Here is a 16,612-nt window from a genome sequence, read left to right on the forward strand (position 1 = left end):
TCGCCCGGTGGCGCTTCGCTTACCGGGCCTACGGTTTTGTAGGCCGGGTCAGGCGAAGCCGCCACCCGGCAAAACAACCTCACTCCTCTAACGACCGCAGATGGTCATCCTTCCTCAGCGTCATCAGTGCGAAAATACTCACCACCGCCGTTGCCATCACGTAGTACGCCGGAATATCCAGGTTACCCGTCTGCTTAATCAGCCCGGTAATGATTAACCCCGCACAGCCTGAGAAAATCGCGTTCGATAACGAGTAGGCCAGCCCCAGCCCGGTATAGCGTACGCGCGTCGGGAACATCTCAGAGAGCATCGCCGGGCCCGGCCCTGCCAGCATGCCCACCAGACCGCCCGCAATCAATACCACTATCGCTTTCACCGCCAGCGTGCTGGACTCCGCCTGCAGAAGTTTCAGCAGCGGCAGGGCGAGGATCAGCAGCAGCGCGGTGGCGATAATCATCACCGTGCGACGCCCGATCCTATCGCTCAGGATCCCCGATGGAATGATGGTCAGCGCAAACCCAACGTTCGAAATCACCGCGATCAGCAGCGCCTGGTTAAACCCGGTGTGCAGCGCCGACTGCAGATAGGTCGGCATAATCACCAGGTAGGTGTACCCCGCCGCAGACCAGACCATCACGCGGCCAATCCCCATCACGATGGCCCGGAGCGTGGCGGCAATATCCGCCTGAGCGACAGCCGGTTTATCCTGCTGCTGCACAAAGCTGGGTGTCTCTTCCATACTGACACGAAGCCACAGCGCAACAACGCCCATGGGCAGCGCCAGGAAGAAAGGAATGCGCCAGCCCCAATCGTGCAGGGCCTCAGGCGTGAGGAGGGCAGAGAGCAGCGCCACGATGCCTGCACCCGCTAACAGCCCCAGCGCCACAGTAAAGGACTGCCACGCGCCGTACAGGCCACGCTTGCCGCGCGGAGCAAACTCCGTCATCAGCGAGACCGCACCGCCATACTCGCCGCCCGCGAACAGTCCCTGCAGGATGCGCAGCAGCGTAATAATGAGCGGTGCGGCAATCCCGATGCTGGCATAGACCGGCACAATGCCGATGGCGGCGGTAGCGAGCGTCATGAGCACCAGCACAATAATGAGCGTCGGCTTACGGCCAATTCGGTCGCCGATGCGTCCAAACACCACCGCACCCAGCGGACGGAAGAAGAAGGCGATGGCGAATGAGGCGTAGGTGAGGATCAGGCTGGTAAGCCCCGCTTCCCCTTCAAGCTGGAAGAAGTTCTTCGCAATGACGGTCGCCAGAAAACCGTAGACCGCAAACTCATACCACTCGATAAAGTTACCAATGGAGCCGGCAATTAATGCTCGCTTGTGCGCATCCGGTTGCATAACGATCCTCACTGAAAAGGGTAAGAATAAATTATTCAACAAAAGCGAAGGCATGAAATAGTTTATTCTTATGTTCTGTGAGCTATTTCACGAATGATATCAGCGGGATCGTGAACGTGTGACTCCCCTCCCATGCAGCGTATGCGCGGTCTGTCCATACTTATCGTCATTGCCACTGAAGGAGGGAGACAGTATGCACTGGCAGACCCATACCGTTTTCAATCAACCCGCACCACTCTCTAACAGCAACCTTTTTCTCTCAGACTGCGCGCTGCGCGATGCGGTCGCGCGTGAAGGGGCCGAGTGGGATATCGAGCTGCTCGCCAGCATCGGGCAGCAGTTAGGCACCGCAGAGTCGCTGGAGCTGGGCAGGTTGGCGAACGTGAATCCGCCGGAGTTGCTTCGCTATGACGCCACCGGAGAGCGACTGGATGACGTCCGCTTTCACCCGGCATGGCACCTGCTGATGCAGGGGCTGTGTGCCAATCGGGTACATAACCTGGCATGGGAAGAGGAGGCGCGTAAAGGGTCGTTTGTCGCGCGGGCCGCACGCTTTGTGCTTCATGCTCAGGTGGAAGCGGGCACGCTTTGCCCGGTCACCATGACGTTTGCCGCCACGCCGCTTCTGCAGCAGGCGCTTCCCAAAATATTTCATGACTGGCTAACGCCGTTACTCAGCGATCGCTACGATCCGCATCTGGCGCCTGGCGCGCAAAAGCGCGGCCTGCTGATCGGTATGGGGATGACGGAAAAGCAGGGCGGCTCGGACGTGCTGAGCAACACCACCAAAGCGGAAAAATGCGGCGACGGCAGCTACCGGTTGGTGGGGCATAAATGGTTTTTCTCCGTCCCGCAAAGCGATGCGCATCTCGTGCTGGCGCAGGCGAAGGGCGGGTTGTCCTGCTTTTTTGTGCCGCGCTTTTTGCCTGACGGACAGCGCAACGCCGTCCGGCTGGAGCGCCTTAAGGACAAGCTCGGGAACCGCTCCAACGCCAGCAGCGAGGTGGAGTTTCTTGATGCCTGCGGCTGGCTGCTGGGGGAAGAGGGCGAAGGGGTACGGCAGATCCTCAAAATGGGCGGTCTGACGCGCTTTGACTGCGCGCTGGGCAGCCACGGACTGATGCGCCGGGCGCTGTCCGTGGCGCTGTACCATGCGCATCAGCGCCAGACCTTCGGCAAAAATCTTATCGATCAGCCGCTCATGCGCGAAGTGCTAAGCCGGATGGCGCTGGTGCTGGAGGGGCAAACGGCGCTGCTGTTCCGCCTGGCGCGGGCGTGGGATAAACGCGCGGATCCGCAGGAGGCGGCATGGGCGCGGCTGTTTACCCCGGCCGCGAAATTTAGCGTGTGCAAAGCGGGCATCCCGTTTGTGGCTGAAGCGATGGAGGTGCTGGGCGGAGTCGGGTACTGCGAGGAGAGCGAACTTCCCCGCCTGTATCGCGAGATGCCGGTGAACAGCATCTGGGAAGGGTCCGGCAACATCATGTGCCTGGACGTGCTGCGCGTGCTGGCGAAGCAGCCGGGTATTCACGATCTGCTTGCCGATGAGTTTGCACAGGTCAAAGGGCAGGACAGACACTTCGACCGCAGCTGGCGACAGCTTCAGCAAAAACTGCGTAAACCGCAGGAGGCGCAGGGGCGGGAAATTGCGCAGCAGCTTTTCCTGCTGGGTGCCGGGAGCGAAATGCTGCGGCACGCATCGCCCCCGGTGGCGCAGGCGTGGTGCCGCATGATGCTGGATACCCGTGGCGGCACGCTGATTAGCGAGCAGGTGCAAAGTGACCTGCTGCTGCGTGCGACGGGCAGAGTCGGTTAGTCTTTTAGCTGGAACAGACTTACCAGCTGGGCCAGATGTGATCCCTTCTCGCGCAGCGTTTGAGCAGTTTGTTCGCTGCGTGAGATACGATCGGCATTAATATGCGACGCTTCGCCAATGTGGGTCATGGCGAGATTCACCTGGCCAATCCCGGCGGACTGCTCGCGTGAAGCATGGTTAATCTCGGTGACCAGCTGGCTGATGTTATCGATATGAATGATGATGTCATCCATCGCCAGGCGCGTCTTTTCAGACAGCGCATGGCCCTCGCTCACTTTCCTGAGCGTATCGCCAATCAGCTGTTCAATCTCCTTCACCGCGTTGGCGCTGCGTCCTGCCAGGGCGCGAACTTCCTGCGCGACCACCGCAAACCCTTTTCCGTGCTCGCCCGCGCGGGCCGCTTCCACTGCCGCATTCAGCGCCAGGATATTGGTCTGGAAAGCGATAGACTCAATCACGCGCGTGATGTCTTCGATGCGTTTTGACGCTTCGCGAATGTCGTCCATCGTCGACACCGCGTGGGTGACCGTCTCACCGCCCTGATGCACCGCGAGCGAGGTTTCACCCACCAACTGCTGCGTTTGCTCCATGTTGGCGGCATTTTGCTGCACGGTGGCGGCCAACTGCTCCATGCTGGCGGAGGTCTCTTCCACGCTGCTGGCCTGCTTGTTGATCTGCTCTGAAATCTCGCCGGTATCGGCGGCCAGCGCGTTGGTGCCCAAATGGATCTCGCCTGCGGCCCCGCGGACCTGCAGGACAATTTTTTGCAGGCCGCCGCCGATGCCGTTGATGGCGTCGATCAACTGGCCGACTTCGTCATGGCGCGTCACGGGCAGGCTGGAACGGAGATCCCCTGCGGCATATTGCCGGGCAAGATGGATCACATTGCGCAGCGGTCGGGTCAGCACGCGGCGAATGAGGATCACGAACAGACCAGCAAACAGGATAGATAAGACCACGCCGGCCAGCAGGAAGCGATCGCGCATGGCGTTGACGCTTGCGAGCAGCACCGATTTATCCACTTCGCCGACAATAGTCCAGTTCCAGCCTGGCAGCGGGGTATACGCCATTTTAAGCGTGCGGCCGTCGTCGCTTACGCGTTCCAGGGTGCCGGGCTTGTCACCCAGAAGCTGCTGCTGCGTCGCGTCGTCCCACTTCGGCAGCTGTCCCTCTTCACCGGCATGGAACAGGTATTGCCCGCGCGTTTTGCCGTTGCTGCGATCCAGCACGAAGAAGTGACCGCTCTTACCCAGGCGGCGGTTGAGAATTTTCTCGCGCATGACGTTCCAGGAGTGAGTGATGTCCACCCCAACAAAGACGATCGCAATGACCTGTCCTTCGGCGTTTTTTACGGGCTGATACTGGGTGATGTAGCGTTTGCCAAACAGCAGCGCCAGGCCGCGGTAGACTTCACCTTTGTTGACGGCGGCAAAGGCCGGACTGGAAGTATCCAGCACGGTGCCCATTGCCCGCTCGCCATTCTCTTTGCGCAGGGAAGTCGCTACGCGAACAAAGTCGTTTCCGCTGCGTACAAACAGCGTCGAGATGGCTCCCGTACGGTTCAGGAAGTCGTCCGACAGGGTGTTATTTTCATGTAGCCCGGTGTCGCCGCCTTTCAGAAGCGGGACGCTGAGCCCGTTGATCGTCTGGGGTTGGGAAGGATCACTATTCAGTGGCTGCGGTAAAAAGGTAGTAAACAGCCGGGTATAACTCTCCACCTCTTCACTCAGGCTGGTGTTAAACATCTGCACCATGTCGACCATGCCGGTAGACTGATTATGCAGGTCTTCTACCGCAAGGGCTTCAAGCTGCTGGCTGGCTTTTTGACTGAGCAGAAAAGTGAAAAGCAGAAACAGCGTGGCGACACTGACGCCCGTAAGCAGCGACAGCTTCGCCCCCAGGCCTGCACGGCGAAAAACGTTGATCATAAATTGCTCATCATTGAAAAGGTATGGTTCTTCAACGGCAGAGCGGGGATTACGTTTACTGAATTAATGTAACAAAATGTTATTTTGTTGTTATTTATTGGTTTTTGATTAGATAAAAAATTTGCAAAAGCGAAAAGCCACTAAAAATAAGTGGCTTTTATCAGGAGGATATTACACGTAGAGAATGGCCTGTACCCGCCAGTGGTCGATATGGTTATCTTCCTGCATCTGGATGATGCGATACCATGAAGCACCCTGCTCATCGGCCTTTAATGCCACAACGCGTTCAACGTCTTGCGGGCTCCCCGAGATATTATTCACGGAGATCTGGCCAATTTCATTCAGGCCAGTTACACAGTCAGCACTGGCGAATTCTGCTGACTGCGCAGTGGTGCTCACCAGGCCGGCTGAGAGCAACAGAGAGGTCAAAGCAAGAGTTCGTTTCATCGTCAGCTCCATTTCACATATCTCCGGTATCCGCCGGGCAATCCTTCGCGAATAAACTCCCTTCCATTGACGCGGGCATGGAGTTTATTGTGGACAGGAAAATGTCTATGGACGCAAAGCAGTGTAAATCTCGTTCAAAGGAAAACCATTATTTACGGTACAAAATGGCCTGTGAATACCACTGTCCCGTTATGATGGTTTCGTCGATCATAATGATGACGTAATAATCTGCTTTGGCGGCGACGGCTTGTGCTTTGATTGCCGCTTCTGCGTCATCCGGGGAGCCGCGAACCAGCGCGGAGACGGTGCCCATTCGTTGTAATCCTTCCGTCTGATTACGACGAATCTCCTGTGGATGATCGGCGACCGGTGGAGCGGGTTGCGGCGTTCCCTGCAGCGCGCTACAGCCACTGAGCAGAAACACCAGCACTAAAGCAGCAAACCTGCGCATAACCATATCTCGTTTCCTGATAGCCATAGTGTAGTTGTCTGTGAATTTAGTTTTGGGGGAATGTTCCCGAAGTGTTATCTGGGACGTATATTTCGAATGAAAATGATGTGAAAGCGTAACCCAGTTCTCAACATTATGAATCATACATTCGTACAGGGTCGACAATGATTGAAATTGAAATACGCCACCTCGGCGACCATGAAATTTTACACGCTATGCCAGCGGGTAAACGTGATAAACCGCTGCCTGTTGTGGTTTTTTATCACGGGTTTACCTCATCGAAGCTGGTTTACAGTTATTTTGCGGTTGCGCTGGCGCAGGCGGGGTTTCGCGTGGTGATGCCGGATGCGCCTGACCACGGCGCCCGCTTTATGGGTAACGAACAGGCGCGTCTTGGGCAGTTCTGGCACATTCTGCACGGGAGCCTGACCGAGTTTGCCGGGTTGCGCGATGCGCTTTATGAGGCAGGGCTGGTGGCAGAGAATCGTCTGGCCGTGGCCGGAGCGTCGATGGGAGGTATGACGGCGCTGGGGATTATGACGCATCATCCGGAAGTGAAATCGGTCGCCTGCCTGATGGGCTCGGGCTATTTTACGTCGCTGGCGAAGACGCTCTTTCCCCCTCAGGATTTAGCGGAAATCACCGCGACGCTCGATGAGTGGGACGTGACCCTGGCATTGCCGCGCCTGGCGGATCGCCCGCTGCTGCTGTGGCACGGCGACGCGGATGATGTGGTCCCGCCTGAGGGAACTTTTCGACTACAGCAGGCGTTAATGAATGCAGGCATGGACGGTAATCTCACCTGTCTGTGGGAAGCGGGCGTCCGCCACCGCATCACGCCCACGGCGCTGGACGCTACGGTGGCGTTTTTCCGCCAGCACCTTTAAACGCGCAGCACTTTTACGCCCTGATCTTCCAGCTTCTGGAGGATCTCAGGGTTGGCGCCTTTGCCGGTGATCACCATGTCGATCTGCTCAGCACGGCTGAACAGCATGCCAGCGCGCTCGCCCACTTTGCTGCTGTCGACCAGCACAACGAGCTTGCCCACAACGTTGAGCATGTTTTGTTCCGCCATCGCGGTCAGCATATCGGTTTTATACAGGCCATCTGCCGTCAGGCCTTTGCCGCTGGTAAACATCCAGTGCCCGGCATAGAGACTGTTTTCGCTGTCCTGAGGGCTAAGGGTGATGGACTGGCTTTTGTTGTACTGCCCGCCCATGATCACCACGCTCTCATGCTCCTGGTCGATCAGATAGTTGGCGAGCGGTAAGTAGTTGGTGATGATTTGCACCGGCTTGCCGCACATTTCACGGCCCAGCAGAAATGCCGTGGAACCGCAGTTGATCACGACGCTCTCACCAGGATTCACCAGCTGCGACGCGGCTCTGGCAATCCGCACTTTTTCATCATGATTTTGCGCCTGATGAATATTCATTGGCGTCCAGCGAGGGCGCTGCTGGCTGATCGCTTCCGCGCCGTTGCGGACCTTTTTCAGCTTGCCGCTTTCATCCAGCTTGTTGATATCCCGCCGCGCCGTTGCCGGGGAGATCCCTAAACGTTCGATCACTTTCTCGACGGTGATAAACCCGGTTTGCGCCAGGAGTTCCAGGAGAATTTGATGCCGTTGCGCTTCCGTCATGAGCTATTCCGATAAGAATTGATTTGAAAAGATGATATTTGAAATAGCGTGAAATTACTAAAAGAAATATGACATCGCCAGACATCAAGTCTGGCGATGTGGCTGCACAATCAGAGGAAGGACTTGAACGGCAGGTCTGGCTCAATGGTGAAGCAATCATCGAAACCACGTGGGTAGTGATATTCAAGATTATCTTTGTCCAGCGGCCAGGTGAACTTGCCGCCGACCTGCCAGATGAACGGCTTGAAGCCATACTTCAGGCGGTCTTTTTTCATCTCCCACAGCACGCGGATTTCCTGCGGATCGGCCTGGAAGTTTGACCAGATATCGTGGTGGAACGGAATCACCACTTTGGTATTCAGCGCTTCCGCCATGCGCAGCATGTCGGCGCTGGTCATTTTGTCGGTAATGCCGCGCGGGTTCTCACCGTAGGAGCCCAGCGCCACGTCGATTTGGTGCTCGTTACCGTGCTTCGCGTAGTAGTTAGAGTAGTGAGAGTCGCCGCTGTGGTACAGGGAGCCGCCAGGGGTTTTAAACAGATAGTTAACCGCGCGCTCATCCATACCGTCCGGCAGTACACCTGCGGCTTTCTGATCGGCAGGCAGGGTAATCAGTGCTGTACGGTCAAAGGCATCCAGCGCATGGATTTCAATATCTTTAATTTTCACCACGTCGCCAGGCTTCATCACGATGCAGCGCTCTTTCGGCACGCCCCAGCCAATCCACAGATCCACGCAGGTCTGCGGCCCGATAAACGGCACATCGTCAGCACAGTTTTGCATCACCGCTGCCGCCACGTTCACATCGATATGATCGTTGTGATCGTGAGTGGAGAGCACGGCGTCGATCTGGCGAATGGCAAACGGATCGAGCACAAACGGCGTGGTACGCAGGTTCGGCTGCAGTTTTTCCACGCCCGCCATGCGCTGCATCTGGTGGCCCTTTTTCATCAACGGGTTGCCGTGGCTCTGCTTGCCGGTGCCGCACCAGAAATCGACGCAGATATTGGCGCCGCCTTCTGATTTCAGCCAGATACCGGTACAGCCCAGCCACCACATCGCAAAGGTACCAGGAGCAACCTGTTCCTGCTCGATCTCTTCATTCAGCCAGCTGCCCCATTCCGGGAAGGTGCTCAGAATCCATGACTCACGGGTGATGGTGTTCACTTTACTCATCGTTTTGACTCCTGGTTTAATCAAAAGTAATCACTTAGTGATTTGTTGTGATTAATGCTGGCACCATTTGACGCGCTTTGCAATGGTAAAAATGCGGATTTTTATCCGTTCAACTTCACAGATTCTCCGCTTCTTACTTGTTATAGTAGTACGCACAACTCATTAATTTGATGAATTATAAGGATTAATTTGTTTTTGCAATGCAGTAGTGAAAATCATTATTAACTGCATGTAAATAAATTGCGTGATACGTCACAAATAATCAAATGCAATCTTGTGGTGATTATTTGTGATTAATAGAGTGATGGCACCAACCGCACAGGGATTACCCCTCGTGTTCTCATTTCTGGAGAGAGTTATGGAGATCCTCTACAACGTCTTTACCGTGTTCTTTAATCAGGTAATGACCAACGCCCCGCTGCTGCTGGGTATCGTGACGTGTCTGGGCTATATCCTGCTGCGCAAAAGCGTCAGCGTGATTATTAAAGGCACCATCAAAACCATTATCGGTTTCATGCTGTTACAGGCGGGGTCTGGCATTCTGACCAGCACCTTTAAGCCGGTCGTCGCCAAAATGTCCGAAGTGTATGGCATCAACGGTGCGATTTCTGACACTTACGCGTCAATGATGGCGACCATCGAGCGCATGGGTGATGCCTATAGCTGGGTGGGGTATGCAGTGCTGCTCGCCCTGGCGCTGAACATCATCTACGTTCTCCTGCGTCGTATTACCGGCATTCGCACCATCATGCTCACCGGACATATCATGTTCCAGCAGGCGGGGCTGATCGCGGTTTCTCTCTATATCTTCGGTTACCCAATGTGGACCACGATTATCTGCACCGCGGTGCTGGTCTCGCTCTACTGGGGTATCACCTCCAACATGATGTACAAGCCGACTCAGGAAGTGACGGACGGCTGCGGTTTCTCCATCGGCCATCAGCAGCAGTTTGCTTCCTGGATTGCCTATAAAGTTGCGCCATACCTGGGCAAAAAAGAAGAGAGCGTTGAAGACCTCAAGCTGCCTGGCTGGCTGAATATCTTCCACGACAACATCGTTTCGACCGCAATTGTCATGACCATCTTCTTCGGTGCCATTCTGCTCTCCTTTGGTATTGACGTGGTGCAGGCGATGGCAGGCAAAACCCACTGGACGGTTTACATCCTGCAGACCGGTTTCTCCTTCGCGGTGGCGATCTTCATCATCACTCAGGGCGTACGTATGTTCGTCGCCGAACTGTCGGAAGCGTTCAACGGTATCTCCCAGCGCCTGATCCCTGGCGCGGTACTGGCCATCGACTGCGCCGCTATCTATAGCTTCGCGCCAAACGCGGTGGTCTGGGGCTTTATGTGGGGCACTATCGGCCAGCTGATTGCGGTGGGCATTCTGGTCGGCTGCGGCTCCTCAATCCTGATTATTCCAGGCTTTATCCCGATGTTCTTCTCCAACGCCACCATCGGCGTATTCGCTAATCACTTCGGCGGCTGGCGTGCGGCGCTCAAAATCTGCCTGGTGATGGGCATGGTGGAAATCTTCGGCTGCGTGTGGGCGGTCAAGCTCACCGGTATGAGCGCCTGGATGGGTATGGCGGACTGGTCAATTCTGGCACCGCCGATGATGCAGGGCTTTGCCTCCATCGGGCTGGTCTTTATGGCCATCATCATCCTGATTGCTCTGGCTTATATGTTCTTCGCTGGCCGTTCGCTGCGAGCAGAAGAAGACGCGGAAAAACAAACAGCAGAAGTCTCTGCTCATTAAGGAGTTTCGATTATGACCGTACGTATCCTGGCTGTGTGTGGTAATGGGCAAGGCAGCTCCATGATCATGAAGATGAAAGTGGACCAGTTTTTAACCCAGTCCAACATCGACCACACGGTGAACAGCTGCGCAGTGGGTGAATACAAAAGTGAGCTGAACGGCGCGGACATCATCATCGCCTCTACTCATATCGCCGGCGAAATCAGTGTGCCGGGTAATAAATACGTGGTGGGCGTGCGCAACATGCTGTCGCCTGCGGATTTCGGACCAAAACTGCTGGAAGTGATTAAAGAGCACTTCCCACAAGACGTGAAGTAAGGACGCCACATGAAACTACGTGATTCGCTGGCAGAGAATAACTCCATCCTTTTACAGGCTGAGGCCAGCACCTGGCAGGAAGCGGTAAAGCTGAGCGTGGATCTGCTGGTTAAGGCTGACGTTGTCGAGCCGCGTTACTACCAGGCCATTCTGGATGGCGTGGCGCAACATGGCCCTTATTTTGTGATTGCGCCGGGCCTGGCGATGCCGCATGGCCGCCCGGAAGAGGGCGTCAAGAAAACCGGCTTCGCGCTGGTGACGCTGAAAACGCCGCTGGTGTTTAACCACGAAGATAACGACCCGGTCGACATCCTGATCACCATGGCCGCTGTTGACGCTAACACCCACCAGGAGGTGGGCATCATGCAGATCGTCAATCTGTTTGATGACGAAGCCAATTTCGACCGTTTACGCGCCTGCCGTACCGAGCAGGATGTGCTGGATTTAATTGATAACGCCACAGCGGCGGCTGTTTAAGAGGAATTGAAAATGTCATTACCCATGTTGCAAGTTGCGCTTGATAACCAGACCTTGTCCCACGCTTATGAAACGACCCGTCTGATTGCGGAAGAAGTCGATATCATCGAAGTGGGTACCATTCTCTGCGTGGGCGAGGGCGTTCGCGCCGTTCGCGACCTGAAGGCGCTTTATCCGCACAAAATCGTGCTGGCAGATGCCAAAATAGCCGACGCAGGCAAAATCCTCTCCCGCATGTGCTTCGAAGCCAACGCTGACTGGGTCACCGTCATTTGCTGTGCGGATATCAACACCGCCAAAGGCGCGCTGGACGTGGCAAAAGAGTTTAACGGCGACGTGCAGATTGAGCTGACCGGTTTCTGGACCTGGGAACAGGCCCAGGAGTGGCGTGATGCGGGTATACAGCAGGTGGTGTATCACCGCAGCCGCGACGCGCAGGCCGCAGGGGTGGCGTGGGGCGAAGCGGATATCAGCGCGATCAAACGTCTGGCGGATATGGGCTTTAAAGTCACCGTTACCGGCGGTCTGGCACTGGAAGATCTGCCGCTGTTCAAGGGCATTCCGATTCACGTCTTTATTGCCGGTCGCAGCATTCGTGATGCGGCGTCTCCGGTGGAAGCGGCGCGTCAGTTCAAACGCTCAATCGCTCAGCTTTGGGGCTAAGGAGCGGGTATGTTGTCCAAACAGGTCCCGCTTGGCATCTATGAAAAGGCACTCCCTGCGGGGGAGTGCTGGCTGGAGCGGTTACAGCTGGCAAAACAGCTGGGCTTCGATTTTGTCGAAATGTCCGTGGATGAGACGGACGAACGCCTCTCTCGTCTCGACTGGCGCCGTGAACAGCGCCTGGCGCTGGTGAGCGCCATCGCCGAAACGGGGGTACGCGTGCCGTCGATGTGCCTGAGCGCCCACCGCCGGTTCCCTCTCGGCAGTGAAGACGATGCTGTGCGCGCTCAGGGGCTGGAGATCATGCGTAAAGCCATTCGCTTTGCGCAGGACGTGGGTATCCGCGTGATCCAACTGGCGGGTTATGACGTTTATTACCAGGAAGCCAACGATGAAACGCGCCGTCGTTTCCGTGACGGGCTGAAGGAGAGCGTTGAGATGGCCAGCCGTGCGCAGGTCACGCTGGCGATGGAGATCATGGACTACCCGTTGATGAACTCCATCAGCAAGGCGCTGGGCTACGCGCACTATCTGAATAACCCGTGGTTCCAGCTTTATCCTGATATCGGCAACCTGTCGGCATGGGATAACGATGTGCAGATGGAACTGCAGGCAGGTATGGGGCATATCGTGGCGGTGCACGTCAAAGATACCCGTCCTGGCGTGTTTAAAAACGTACCGTTCGGCACCGGGGTGGTGGATTTCGAACGGTGTTTCGAGACACTCAGGCAGACAGGCTATTGCGGGCCTTACCTGATTGAGATGTGGAGCGAAACGTCGGACAACCCTGCGGCGGAAGTAGCAAAGGCGCGGGACTGGGTGCGCGAGCGTATGGCGCGCGCGGGGTTACTGGAGGCTGAACATGCTTAAGCTGAAACAGCAGGTCTTTGAAGCCAACATGGATCTGCCGCGCTATGGCCTGGTCACCTTCACCTGGGGTAACGTCAGCGCTATCGATCGCGAGCAGGGGCTGATCGTGATTAAGCCTAGCGGTGTGGCGTATGACACCATGAACGCTGACGATATGGTGGTGGTCGATCTTGACGGAAACGTCGTAGAGGGAAAATGGCGTCCCTCGTCAGATACGGCGACCCATCTGGCGCTTTATCGTCGTTATCCCTCACTCGGCGGCGTTGTGCATACCCACTCGACCCATGCCACGGCCTGGGCACAGGCGGGGCTGGCGATCCCGGCGCTGGGAACAACGCATGCGGACTACTTCTTTGGCGACATCCCCTGCACGCGCGCATTAACGCAGGCTGAAGTGGAAGGCGAATACGAGCTCAACACCGGGAAGGTTATCATCGAAACGTTGGGTGAAAGCGAACCGCTGCATACGCCGGGTATTGTGGTCTATCAGCACGGCCCGTTCGCCTGGGGAAAAGATGCCCACGACGCCGTTCACAATGCGGTTGTCATGGAGGAGGTGGCACGCATGGCGTGGATTGCTCGCGGCATCAACCCACAGCTTCAGGGGATTGATGATTATCTGATGAATAAGCATTTCATGCGCAAGCACGGCCCGAATGCCTATTACGGGCAGAAGTGAATAAGTGCTCTGGAATACCGAAAAACAGTTGTAACCGGTGGTATTCCGGAGCCATTCACAAAAAAAAGCCCCCGGGCAGGGGGCAACGTCAACTATGGCTATGTTCTCGTTGTTGGCTTTCCTGGTGCTAGCGTTAACGCGTTATCGGTAAATATCTGCACTGGCGTGCATATTGTCGTTGCTGCCGGGCTCACGGATTAACATCACGTGGTAATAGGTTGCGCCCTGTGCATCGGTTTCTTGATTAAGGGCCTGATCTGCTTCACTTTCCGTGGCGAAATTATGATTGATGTAAATGACGCCCAAGCTTTGCACATCATCCATGTTTCTGGCCTGTCGGCTGTCTATCTTGATGGCTGCCATCGCGTTTGCACTGAGCAAAAGCGCTGCCATTAGGGCTAATGCGATTTGTTTCATGATATGCGCTCCACAACTGCGTGCTCTGAGAGGGGGACTCCTTCTTCTGTTCAGGTGATCTCTGATTAAAGTGTAATCATTCCTCCGGCGGGGAAGCGTGACCATTTCTGATGCAGTTGTTCAAAAAAACACCGCTTCCGGGTGTGAGTAATTTTAAATCACCCACTTAGACCCGCTTCGCGCTTTGTGCGAATTATTTGTGCAATCAGCTTGAGTTTCCGGGGGCGCGCAAGTATTATGACGCGTCAATTTTTCAGCCGACCTTTAACACGTTCCTTGCCTCCCCGGGCCTCGGCTGACCCAGACAGGAGGCTGAATAATCCGTAAGGAGCAATTCGATGCGTCATTACGAAATCGTTTTTATGGTCCATCCTGACCAGAGCGAACAGGTTCCGGGTATGATCGAGCGCTACACTGGTGCAATCACTGCAGCAGCGGGCACGATCCACCGTCTGGAAGACTGGGGCCGCCGTCAGCTGGCTTATCCGATCAACAAACTGCACAAAGCTCACTACGTTCTGCTGAACGTTGAAGCGCCGCAGGAAGTGATCGATGAGCTGGAAACTAACTTCCGCTTCAACGATGCCGTTATCCGCAGCATGGTTATGCGTACTAAACACGCAGTTACCGAAGCATCTCCGATGGTTAAAGCGAAAGACGAGCGCCGTGAGCGTCGCGATGATTTCGCAAACGAAACCGCAGATGATTCTGATGCTGGGGATTCTGAAGAGTAATTTCTGATGACCAACCGTCTGGCGTTGTCCGGCATCGTATGCAGGGCTCCCCTTCGAAAGGTCAGTCCATCAGGAATTCCGCATTGCCAGTTCGTGCTTGAGCATCGTTCTGTGCAAGAGGAAGCCGGGTTTCACCGGCAGGCGTGGTGCCAAATGCCCGTTATTATTAGCGGACACGAAAACCAGGCCATTACTCACAGTTTAACGGTCGGTAGTGCAGTAATCGTTCAGGGGTTCATCTCTTGCCACAAGGCAAAGAACGGTCTGAGCAAAATGGTTCTGCATGCCGAGCAGATTGATTTGATAGATTCTGGAGACTAGCCATATGGCACGTTATTTCCGTCGTCGCAAGTTCTGCCGTTTCACCGCGGAAGGCGTTCAAGAGATCGACTATAAAGATATCGCAACGCTGAAAAACTACATCACCGAAAGCGGTAAGATTGTCCCAAGCCGTATCACCGGTACTCGTGCAAAATATCAGCGTCAGCTGGCTCGCGCTATCAAACGCGCTCGCTACCTGTCCCTGCTGCCGTACACTGATCGTCATCAGTAATCGGGCACGGTCCATTAATACGACTTTAAGAGGATAAGGTAATGCAAGTTATTCTGCTTGATAAAGTAGCAAACCTGGGCAGCCTGGGTGATCAGGTAAACGTTAAAGCGGGCTACGCTCGTAACTTCCTGGTTCCACAGGGTAAAGCTGTTCCAGCTACCAAGAAAAACGTAGAGTTTTTCGAAGCACGTCGCGCTGAACTGGAAGCCAAACTGGCTGACGTTCTGGCGGCTGCTAATGCTCGCGCTGAAGCAATCAACGCACTGGGCACCGTTACCATCGCGTCCAAAGCTGGCGACGAAGGTAAACTGTTCGGTTCCATCGGTACCCGCGATATCGCTGATGCAGTTTCTGCAGCAGGCGTTAAAGTGGCTAAGAGCGAAGTTCGTCTGCCGAACGGCGTTCTGCGTACCACTGGTGAGCACGAAGTTGACTTCCAGGTTCACAGCGAAGTGTTCGCTAAACTGGTTGTTAACGTTGTAGCTGAGTAATTTTTTACTCTGCTCACGTTGAAACGCCGGCCTTGTGCCGGCGTTTTGCTTTTTACAGATCCCAGTCCTTAACGTGCCCTGATAAAACTGCCGTCTGGCTGGCGGGTAAACAGCACCTGTTGTCCATTTCCGGTATCAATCGTTAACCCTGTCACCACCCCACTGGCATTCTGGCGTATTTGCACCATCTGGCCATTCTGCAGGTTACTGAGCGGCTTACCCGCACCTTCCACCTTCGCCATGGCATACACGTCTGTAGGCGGCAGGTTGTGGTCACGGAACAGCTGCGCCAGCGTTTTACCCGGTTCTACGCGATAGGAACGCCACTGTTGCTCAATGCCGGTGGGTTGTTGCGCCTGAGGCTGAGACGGGGCGGCGGCTTGTTCCTGCGGCTGTTCGTCCTGAATGGGCTCTGGCTCAACCGGCGCGACCTGACCCGGGTCGTTAGACGGGGTGACGAGCTGCGTCTGCATCGGCTGTGCGTCAGGCTGCGGTCGGGTTTGCGACTGAATATCCAGCTGAGCATTGCGGGTGACGGGGGCGGTATCAACATCATCGCCACCGGAAGGAAGCAGGAAGCCCACAATCACCATCAGCGCACCAATGATGATCCCTCTGCGATGCAGAGGCGGCAGCGGGTCCATGATGCGAAAATTGTCCGGCGCCTGCCAGATTTTCGCCAGGGTAGGTTTCAGTTCAAATCGCCCGGGCATGGCACTCCTCCTGCTCCGCGTATTTTTTATCCTGTGCCCCGAAGTATAGTTTGCTAACTGCCTGAACGGCGTAGTAAACCCGACATCCGTGACATCAGTTCGGGATTAATCCTGGTTCTCTCTATTGT

20 protein-coding genes are annotated in these 16,612 nt (G+C 55.6%); 12 read left to right on the forward strand and 8 right to left on the reverse strand.

What is annotated here, in order from left to right:
* Nucleotides 1–79: 79 nt before the first annotated feature.
* On the reverse strand, nucleotides 80–1,354 hold the full coding sequence (locus LJA86_RS19955; protein WP_196347140.1) for an MFS transporter: 1,275 nt from the start codon (nucleotides 1,352–1,354) through the stop codon (nucleotides 80–82).
* 193 nt (nucleotides 1,355–1,547) lie between these two features.
* Here LJA86_RS19955 and LJA86_RS19960 point away from each other — a divergent pair, with 193 nt between their 5' ends.
* Entirely contained in the window at nucleotides 1,548–3,170 is a 1,623-nt protein-coding gene (locus LJA86_RS19960) for an isovaleryl-CoA dehydrogenase (RefSeq protein ID WP_229226625.1), read from the forward strand.
* Here LJA86_RS19960 and LJA86_RS19965 read toward each other — a convergent pair.
* The 3 genes from LJA86_RS19965 to bsmA form a co-directional block, all read right to left on the reverse strand.
* Nucleotides 3,167–5,098, reverse strand: a complete 1,932-nt coding sequence (locus tag LJA86_RS19965; protein ID WP_229226626.1) for a methyl-accepting chemotaxis protein — start codon at nucleotides 5,096–5,098, stop codon at nucleotides 3,167–3,169. The two genes, LJA86_RS19960 and LJA86_RS19965, sit on opposite strands and share 4 nt — an antisense overlap.
* 171 nt (nucleotides 5,099–5,269) lie before the next feature.
* Nucleotides 5,270–5,557, reverse strand: coding sequence for a DUF1471 family protease activator YjfN (yjfN, locus tag LJA86_RS19970; protein WP_021240708.1), 288 nt, complete (start codon nucleotides 5,555–5,557; stop codon nucleotides 5,270–5,272).
* A 136-nt stretch (nucleotides 5,558–5,693) separates the two neighbouring features.
* Nucleotides 5,694–6,023: a biofilm peroxide resistance protein BsmA gene (gene bsmA / locus LJA86_RS19975; protein WP_072052249.1), complete on the reverse strand. Its 330-nt coding sequence runs from the start codon at nucleotides 6,021–6,023 to the stop codon at nucleotides 5,694–5,696.
* Between the two features lie 137 nt (nucleotides 6,024–6,160).
* Between bsmA and yjfP the strand changes: the two genes are divergently transcribed.
* Nucleotides 6,161–6,883, forward strand: a complete 723-nt coding sequence (yjfP, locus tag LJA86_RS19980) for an esterase (RefSeq protein ID WP_229226627.1) — start codon at nucleotides 6,161–6,163, stop codon at nucleotides 6,881–6,883.
* On the opposite strand, the gene ulaR is transcribed toward yjfP, so the two are convergent.
* Together ulaR and ulaG are read right to left on the reverse strand one after the other, a co-directional pair.
* Entirely contained in the window at nucleotides 6,880–7,635 is a 756-nt protein-coding gene (ulaR, locus tag LJA86_RS19985) for an HTH-type transcriptional regulator UlaR (protein WP_045907973.1), read from the reverse strand. The genes yjfP and ulaR overlap by 4 nt on opposite strands.
* Before the next feature lie 110 nt (nucleotides 7,636–7,745).
* On the reverse strand, nucleotides 7,746–8,810 hold the full coding sequence (ulaG, locus tag LJA86_RS19990; protein WP_010427455.1) for an L-ascorbate 6-phosphate lactonase: 1,065 nt from the start codon (nucleotides 8,808–8,810) through the stop codon (nucleotides 7,746–7,748).
* A 358-nt stretch (nucleotides 8,811–9,168) separates the two neighbouring features.
* Here ulaG and ulaA point away from each other — a divergent pair, with 358 nt between their 5' ends.
* Genes ulaA through LJA86_RS20020 form a run of 6 tightly spaced genes read left to right on the forward strand, consistent with a single transcriptional unit; the run spans nucleotide 9,169 to nucleotide 13,576 of the window.
* Nucleotides 9,169–10,569, forward strand: a complete 1,401-nt coding sequence (gene ulaA, locus LJA86_RS19995) for a PTS ascorbate transporter subunit IIC (RefSeq protein ID WP_032675818.1) — start codon at nucleotides 9,169–9,171, stop codon at nucleotides 10,567–10,569.
* A gap of 12 nt (nucleotides 10,570–10,581) precedes the next feature.
* The gene (gene ulaB, locus LJA86_RS20000; protein WP_229226628.1) at nucleotides 10,582–10,887 is read left to right on the forward strand and encodes a PTS ascorbate transporter subunit IIB; all 306 of its coding nucleotides are present in this window, start codon (nucleotides 10,582–10,584) and stop codon (nucleotides 10,885–10,887) included.
* A 9-nt stretch (nucleotides 10,888–10,896) separates the two neighbouring features.
* Nucleotides 10,897–11,364, forward strand: a complete 468-nt coding sequence (gene ulaC / locus LJA86_RS20005) for a PTS ascorbate transporter subunit IIA (protein ID WP_024907321.1) — start codon at nucleotides 10,897–10,899, stop codon at nucleotides 11,362–11,364.
* Between the two features lie 12 nt (nucleotides 11,365–11,376).
* The gene (gene ulaD, locus LJA86_RS20010) at nucleotides 11,377–12,027 is read left to right on the forward strand and encodes a 3-keto-L-gulonate-6-phosphate decarboxylase UlaD (RefSeq protein WP_008502901.1); all 651 of its coding nucleotides are present in this window, start codon (nucleotides 11,377–11,379) and stop codon (nucleotides 12,025–12,027) included.
* Between the two features lie 9 nt (nucleotides 12,028–12,036).
* Nucleotides 12,037–12,897, forward strand: coding sequence for an L-ribulose-5-phosphate 3-epimerase (locus LJA86_RS20015; protein WP_048027874.1), 861 nt, complete (start codon nucleotides 12,037–12,039; stop codon nucleotides 12,895–12,897).
* On the forward strand, nucleotides 12,890–13,576 hold the full coding sequence (locus LJA86_RS20020; protein WP_048027876.1) for an L-ribulose-5-phosphate 4-epimerase: 687 nt from the start codon (nucleotides 12,890–12,892) through the stop codon (nucleotides 13,574–13,576). Before LJA86_RS20015 ends, LJA86_RS20020 begins: the two co-directional genes overlap by 8 nt.
* Before the next feature lie 141 nt (nucleotides 13,577–13,717).
* Here the strand turns inward: LJA86_RS20020 and yjfY are convergent, their stop codons facing one another.
* Nucleotides 13,718–13,993, reverse strand: coding sequence for a DUF1471 family protein YjfY (gene yjfY / locus LJA86_RS20025; protein ID WP_229226629.1), 276 nt, complete (start codon nucleotides 13,991–13,993; stop codon nucleotides 13,718–13,720).
* Nucleotides 13,994–14,331: 338 nt separating this feature from the next.
* Between yjfY and rpsF the strand changes: the two genes are divergently transcribed.
* From rpsF to rplI, 4 genes are read left to right on the forward strand one after another with little or no spacing between them, the layout of a single operon-like run.
* Entirely contained in the window at nucleotides 14,332–14,727 is a 396-nt protein-coding gene (gene rpsF / locus LJA86_RS20030; RefSeq protein ID WP_014830397.1) for a 30S ribosomal protein S6, read from the forward strand.
* Nucleotides 14,728–14,733: 6 nt separating this feature from the next.
* Nucleotides 14,734–15,048: a primosomal replication protein N gene (priB, locus tag LJA86_RS20035; RefSeq protein ID WP_008502895.1), complete on the forward strand. Its 315-nt coding sequence runs from the start codon at nucleotides 14,734–14,736 to the stop codon at nucleotides 15,046–15,048.
* Between the two features lie 4 nt (nucleotides 15,049–15,052).
* Nucleotides 15,053–15,280, forward strand: a complete 228-nt coding sequence (gene rpsR / locus LJA86_RS20040; protein ID WP_000135199.1) for a 30S ribosomal protein S18 — start codon at nucleotides 15,053–15,055, stop codon at nucleotides 15,278–15,280.
* Nucleotides 15,281–15,321: 41 nt separating this feature from the next.
* Nucleotides 15,322–15,771, forward strand: coding sequence for a 50S ribosomal protein L9 (gene rplI / locus LJA86_RS20045; protein WP_008502894.1), 450 nt, complete (start codon nucleotides 15,322–15,324; stop codon nucleotides 15,769–15,771).
* Between the two features lie 68 nt (nucleotides 15,772–15,839).
* On the opposite strand, the gene LJA86_RS20050 is transcribed toward rplI, so the two are convergent.
* Nucleotides 15,840–16,484, reverse strand: coding sequence for an OapA family protein (locus tag LJA86_RS20050; protein ID WP_045907977.1), 645 nt, complete (start codon nucleotides 16,482–16,484; stop codon nucleotides 15,840–15,842).
* Nucleotides 16,485–16,612 lie beyond the last annotated feature (128 nt).

Origin of the sequence: Enterobacter sp. TCD1-1 (genome assembly GCF_020567405.1) — a bacterium.
Taxonomy (GTDB): domain Bacteria; phylum Pseudomonadota; class Gammaproteobacteria; order Enterobacterales; family Enterobacteriaceae; genus Enterobacter; species Enterobacter quasiroggenkampii.